Here is a 6,249-nt window from a genome sequence, read left to right on the forward strand (position 1 = left end):
GTATTATTCCATTGAGTTTGGCGGTATGGCGCCTTTTATTTCTGTTTGGGCAATGAATGCATTTCTAGTTTTTACAATCCTCACACATCTTAAGCTATGGTATGAAAATAGGGAATCAGCAAATAGAGAAGCTTCAGTAGATAGATAATCAAATCTAAGCAGACAGTGTCCGATAGGGGCATTTTTTTTTGCTTAAAAATAAATCAGTGAATTAATTATTATGAAATAGGGAACAGTGGGAATTCTACTCTATAAAAATACTGAATTTTTAAAGTTCTTCCTTTACATTATGCAAGATATGGTGTTAAATTATAATATTATTTAGGATAATTAAATAATATATATCAATTAAAATATGTGAAAAATTTTAAAGAGAAATGTGGAGGGATTATACGTGGCAGATCTGCGCAGTAATATGATAAAACAAGGATTTGATCGTGCGCCTCACAGAAGCTTACTTCGTGCAGCAGGTGTAAAGGAAGAGGACTTTGGGAAGCCGTTTATTGCGGTGGTCAATTCATATATTGATATAGTTCCAGGACATATTCATTTACAAGAATTCGGTAAAATTGTGAAAGATGCTATCCGTGAAGCAGGCGGGGTTCCGTTTGAAATGAACACAATTGGTGTCGATGATGGTATTGCGATGGGGCATATCGGTATGAGATATTCTTTGCCAAGCCGCGAAATCATTGCAGATTCTGTTGAAACAGTTGTTGCGGCACATTGGTTCGATGGAATGGTATGTATTCCTAACTGTGACAAAATTACACCTGGAATGATGATGGCAGCGCTTCGCCTCAATATCCCAACAATCTTTGTTAGCGGCGGTCCGATGAAGGCTGGAACTGATAGTGCTGGCAATCCGCTTGACTTAACATCTGTATTTGAAGGGGTAGGGGCTTTCCAATCTGGTAAAATCGATGAAGCAAGATTGCTAGAGATCGAGCAGCTTGCCTGTCCAACTTGCGGATCTTGCTCAGGGATGTTTACAGCCAACTCAATGAACTGTTTAGCGGAAGGGCTTGGCCTTGCACTTCCTGGTAATGGGACAATTCTAGCTGTCGCTGAGGAACGTAAAGAGTTTGTTAAACAATCTGCTAAGCAATTAATGGAGCTTATTAAGAAGGATATTAAGCCTCGTGATATCGTAACAATTGATGCAATCGATAACGCATTTGCTTTGGATATGGCGATGGGCGGTTCTACTAACACAGTTCTTCACACTCTTGCCTTAGCTCATGAAGCTGAGATTGAGTATTCTTTAGAGCGTATTAATGAAATTGCAACCCGTGTACCGCATTTAGCGAAAATTGCGCCTGCCTCAGACTACCATATTGAAGATGTGCATAATGCAGGCGGGGTTAGCGCCATTATCAATGAGCTTCTTAAGAAGCCAGGTGCCTTTAATGGTGATTGTTTAACTGTATCAGGAAAAACAATTCGCGAAAATGTTGCTGGCAGTGATATTTTGGACAAGAATGTTATTCGGCCATTAGATAATCCACATTCTGAGCAGGGCGGACTAGCTGTATTATTTGGAAACTTAGCTCCGGACGGCTCGATTATTAAAGTCGGTGCAGTTGATGAATCAGTTGGCGGCTACCATAGAGGACCAGCGATTTGCTTTGATTCTCAAGAAGACGCACTTTCTGGAATCATTACCGGTAAAGTACAAGAAGGACATGTCGTGGTTATTCGCTATGAAGGGCCTAAAGGTGGTCCTGGTATGCCGGAAATGCTTGCACCTACTTCACAAATCGTAGGAAGAGGGCTTGGAGCAAAGGTTGGATTAATTACAGACGGACGTTTCTCAGGTGCATCAAGAGGAATTTCAATCGGCCATATTTCTCCTGAAGCTGCAGAGGGAGGACCAATCGCATTTGTAGAAGATGGCGATATCATCGAGCTTGATTTAAAGAAACGCACCATACAGCTGGAAATTTCTGATGAGGAAATGGAAAGACGGAAAGCAAATTGGAAGGGCTTTGAATCGAAGGTGAAAAAAGGCTACTTAGCAAGATATTCGAAGCTTGTGACATCAGCCAATACTGGTGGAGTAATGAAATATTAAGAAATTACAAAGACCTATAAACAGTCATATAAGACTTTTTATAGGTCTATTTTTAAATGGATCTATGTATGAACAAGCGTGTTTAATTAAGAGTTAAAATCCGTATTAGATAAAACTACATGACTTTTTCGCCATTATCATAATTAAATTGCCATGCAATGCCAAACTTATCAGTTACTTGTCCGTAGCATTTGCTCCAGAAGGTTTCCTGAAGCTCCATTTCTACTTTACCGCCTTCTTTTATTTTGTTAAATTGAGATTTCACTTCATCAAGATTCGTACTGACAACGGCAAGGCTAATATTATTTCCTTTAATAAAAGGCATGCCAGGAAAAACATCTGAAAACATGACATTGCTTCCGCTAATGTTAAGCCTTGCATGCATGACAAGATTTTTTGCATCCTCTGGCAGAGGATATTCTGGATTTGGAGGAGCCTCACCAAACGTCATAATTTGTGGTTTATCTGTTCCAAAAACGTCAGCATAAAATTCAACTACTTCTCGGCAATTTCCATTAAAGTTAAAATATACATCAACAGCCATCTGCAACACTCCCTATATTTTTTTGACATTGCTAAATATTTCTATTACATTTTATCATTTATCAATGCAATATCAAATTTTCAAGTCGAGCTAGAAATAAATCAACGAACTTTATACATTTCGTTAGATCTTGTTCTTGAGGCAATAATTCAACCTTTAAAGTGACCGATAAATCTGTTTTTGCTTTTAATAGGTCTCTGAATATATCAACAGCTCCACAGTAGTGAGGATAAAAACTGTCCCCTGTCCCGAATACGCCTGTTACCATGTTGCTTCTATCGATTTTCTCAAACTCCCGATAAAGAGGAATCATTTCATCAGGAATTTCCCCATCACCCCAAGTGTAAGTACCAACAACAACCGCATCAAATTCATCTAACCGATTACATGAAAATTGTTCAATGCTATATAAATAAACATCTAAATTTCTTTTCTTGAACAGATCATATAATTTTAATGCCAATTCTTTTGTATTTCCGCTAATCGAGGTATAAATTAAGCCAATTCTCATAGCTCATCAAAACCGTTATCTTGAGAAACCTTTGTATACGTACGAGACTTTTGTTCAAAGAAGTCGGACTTCGTTTCATTCATCATTTCGTCACTGAATACATGGATCCAAGGCATTGGATTTTCCTGTTCCTTATATAGGTTTTGAAGACCTAATTGCCGAAGCCGCTTATTAGCAAGGTATTCAACATAGCCTTCAAATTCATCTAAATCGATTCCTTGAATATCCTTCAATATATAATGAGCCCATTCCTTTTCAAGCTGGACTGCTGCATGAATTGTATCATATACATATTGAATATTTTGCTCTGTATTTAATTCAGGATTTTCAGTAAGAAGGATACGAATAAATTGCGCAATGAAGTAGGCATGCTGCATTTCATCACGTTGAATATAACTAATCATGGAACTCGTTTTTAGCATCTTTTGCTGACGGGCCAGATTATAGAAAAAGGCAAAGCCCGCATAAAAATAAATTCCTTCTAAATTAATTGAATTAATTCCAAGCTCAAATAAGTGCTGTAAAGAGGGGGTGTTTCTAAATTTTTCATAGGATTCAAGAATAAGCTGATTTCGCTTCCTAACAATGGTATCATCCTTTGCCTCGTCAAAGCGGGCAATTTGTTCACTAATAGGGATAAGAGAACTCAGGATATAAGAATATGATTCATTATGAACCGCCTCCTGCTGCGAAATGACAGCAAATATAGCTTTAAAGCTTGGGTCTGTTACATAATCCATCACTTGTGTCATCATAGGCGTTTGTAAGCTATCAAGTGATGCCAGCTGCGTGTTAATTCGTAAAAAAACATCTTGTTCAGTTGTGCTTAAGGAGTCCCACTGTTTAATATCATCCTGCATATTTATTTCTTGAGCCTTCCAAAAGTTAGCTAATAAAGTTTGATACATTCGATACATTTGTGGATATCTAATGTCATTCCAATTTAGGATCCCCGATGCTTGACCGTTTACTAGACTAGTAGATTTATTTGGGAACTCAGGATTTAGCAATTTTATTTTTGTTAATAATTGTTGGTGTGCCATGGAATCGCTCCTTTTGAAAATGGTTTTCAATTTATTACTGGTAGTCGTTGATATTTATTGAAAGTCGCTGATATATCCGGGAAATCGCCGATATATTCGGGAAGTCGCCGATATATTCGGAAAGTCGTCGATATATCTGGAAAATCGTTGATATATTAACTATGGCAAGCTTCGCATTCATCAATTTCAGTTTGTGAAGTACTGCGAACATAATAGGTCGTTTTTAAACCGTGCTTCCAGGCTTCTAAATGAAGCTGCAATAATTCTCTTGCTTTTATATCGTGGCGAACATAAAGGTTGAAGCTAATGGACTGATCGATATGCCGTTGCCTTGCTGCGTTCTGTTTGATGCTCCATATTTGGTTCAACTCGTGTCTCACACGGCGATAATAGTTGTAAGTGTTATGATCTAAATCAGGTGCGGTGACTTTGAATTTGAAGTTTTTCTTTTCCTCGGCATATTCAATAGCATAAAGAGGATCGATACCGTCTGTTGATCCCCCTATTTTTGCTGTTGAAGAGTTCGGAGCCACAGCCATCATCCAACCATTTCTGACTCCGTAATTTTGGATATCTTCTTGTAAATCCATCCATCGTTCAGATGAATAATCTTTCCGTTTAAAATACTCACCTGATTGCCACTCAGAGCCATGAAATAAATTATATGCACCTTTTTCTTTTGCAAGCTCCATTGAGGCACGTATTGTAAAATAGGCTATATCCTCATATAGATCATTTGCGTAGTTAACCGCTTCGTCAGATTCCCAATGCATACCCTTAATAGCAAGGAGATGATGCCAGCCAAATGTTCCTAAACCAACTGCTCTATATTTCTGGTTCGTCCACTTTGCTTGTCCTACTGAAATTTGATTAATGTCGATTGTGTTGTCGAGCATTCTCATTTGAATTTGGATGAGGCGTTCCAGCACGCCTGCTCTAACTGCATTTGGCAAATGAATAGAAGATAAATTACATACAACAAAATCTCCAGGCTTGCGAACGATAATAATATTTCCATCTTCGTCTTGATATTCATTCTGAATGACCGTCGCTGACATGTTCTGCATAATTTCTGTGCATAAATTGCTGCAATAAATAGACGTTCTTCCATTTCCATTTACATGTTTATTTGGATTTTGGCGATTAACCTCATCACGATAAAACATATAAGGGGTGCCAGCTTCCAATTGTGAAACCATAATTCTAGCCATAATATCCATGGCACGATAGCTCTTTCTAGGAAGAAGGGGATGGTTAACTGCTTCTACGTATTTTCTCGTAAAGTGTTTTTCCCCGACCTCATCATAATAATCCTCAAGTCCCAATGGGTTTCCATTCTCATCCTTCCATCCCATAACCTGTTTTACTTGATGGGGACAAAAAGTGTGCCACTCGCCAATGCTTTTACCAGTTTCATCAACTTCTTCAAGCTTCTTCATGAATAGGTCAGGAATTGCGACTCCTGTAAATATGTCATGGGCTTTCCTGCGCTCATCCCCATTATTTGTCTTTAAATCTAAAAACCCATTCATGATATCCTTGTGAAAAACATCTAAATAGATGGCAATGGCTCCTTGTCTTTGCCCCAATTGATCGACACTGACAGCCGTATCATTAACAAGTCTAATCCAAGGAATGACACCAGAGGAATTTCCTTTAAACTTCTTAATGTCAGAACCTAAAGCACGGACTTTTCCATAATAAATGCCGATTCCCCCGCCATCCTTACTTAATCTGGCAATATCCCAATTATTTAAATAGATGCTATCTAAGGAATCATCGACTGTATCGATAAAACAAGAAGAAAGCTGTCCGTAGCTTTTTCCGGCATTAGAAAGTGTTGGGGTTGCAACAGTCATATATAGATTGCTTAAAGCCCAATAAACTTCCTTGACTAAAGATATTCGTTTTGCTTTATCTTCGTTTTTCATTAATGTCATAGCAATGATCATGAATCGTTCCTGCGGCAGTTCAAAAATATTTTTCTCATAATCTTTGGCAAGATAACGATCAGCAAGGAGGAACAAACCAATATAGTTAAATAAATAATCTTTTTCAGGGTCAATCAGTATATCTA

5 protein-coding genes are annotated in these 6,249 nt (G+C 38.0%); 1 reads left to right on the plus strand and 4 read right to left on the minus strand.

Features of this window, described 5'->3' with window-relative positions; genetic code table 11:
- The first annotated feature begins 394 nt into the window (after positions 1 to 394).
- On the plus strand, positions 395 to 2,074 hold the full coding sequence (gene ilvD, locus V7164_RS24625) for a dihydroxy-acid dehydratase (protein ID WP_335355538.1): 1,680 nt from the start codon (positions 395 to 397) through the stop codon (positions 2,072 to 2,074).
- Positions 2,075 to 2,189: 115 nt separating this feature from the next.
- Here ilvD and V7164_RS24630 read toward each other — a convergent pair whose 3' ends face one another.
- From V7164_RS24630 to V7164_RS24645, 4 genes are all read right to left on the minus strand, one after another.
- Positions 2,190 to 2,618 carry a VOC family protein gene (locus V7164_RS24630; protein WP_335344218.1) on the minus strand — a complete coding sequence of 143 codons (429 nt, stop codon included), beginning with the start codon at positions 2,616 to 2,618 and terminating at the stop codon, positions 2,190 to 2,192.
- 61 nt (positions 2,619 to 2,679) lie between these two features.
- Positions 2,680 to 3,129, minus strand: a complete 450-nt coding sequence (locus V7164_RS24635) for a flavodoxin domain-containing protein (RefSeq protein ID WP_335344219.1) — start codon at positions 3,127 to 3,129, stop codon at positions 2,680 to 2,682.
- Positions 3,126 to 4,172 (minus strand): ribonucleotide-diphosphate reductase subunit beta, encoded by a 1,047-nt coding sequence (locus tag V7164_RS24640; RefSeq protein ID WP_335344220.1) that lies wholly within the window; start codon positions 4,170 to 4,172, stop codon positions 3,126 to 3,128. The genes V7164_RS24635 and V7164_RS24640 overlap by 4 nt, the downstream gene beginning before the upstream one ends.
- A gap of 155 nt (positions 4,173 to 4,327) precedes the next feature.
- A partial coding sequence (locus tag V7164_RS24645; protein ID WP_335355539.1) for a ribonucleoside-diphosphate reductase subunit alpha occupies positions 4,328 to 6,249 on the minus strand: 1,922 nt, incomplete at its 5' end.

The sequence above is a fragment of the Bacillus sp. JJ1474 genome, assembly GCF_036965225.1.
GTDB lineage: Bacteria > Bacillota > Bacilli > Bacillales > Cytobacillaceae > Cytobacillus.

What these genes read in the sequence shown, in the direction of transcription:
- V7164_RS24630 (WP_335344218.1), bottom strand. Translation starts at nt 2,618, where the DNA reads ATGGCTGTTGATGTATATTTTAACTTTAATGGAAATTGCCGAGAAGTA.
- V7164_RS24635 (WP_335344219.1), bottom strand. Translation starts at nt 3,129, where the DNA reads ATGAGAATTGGCTTAATTTATACCTCGATTAGCGGAAATACAAAAGAA.
- V7164_RS24640 (WP_335344220.1), bottom strand. Translation starts at nt 4,172, where the DNA reads ATGGCACACCAACAATTATTAACAAAAATAAAATTGCTAAATCCTGAG.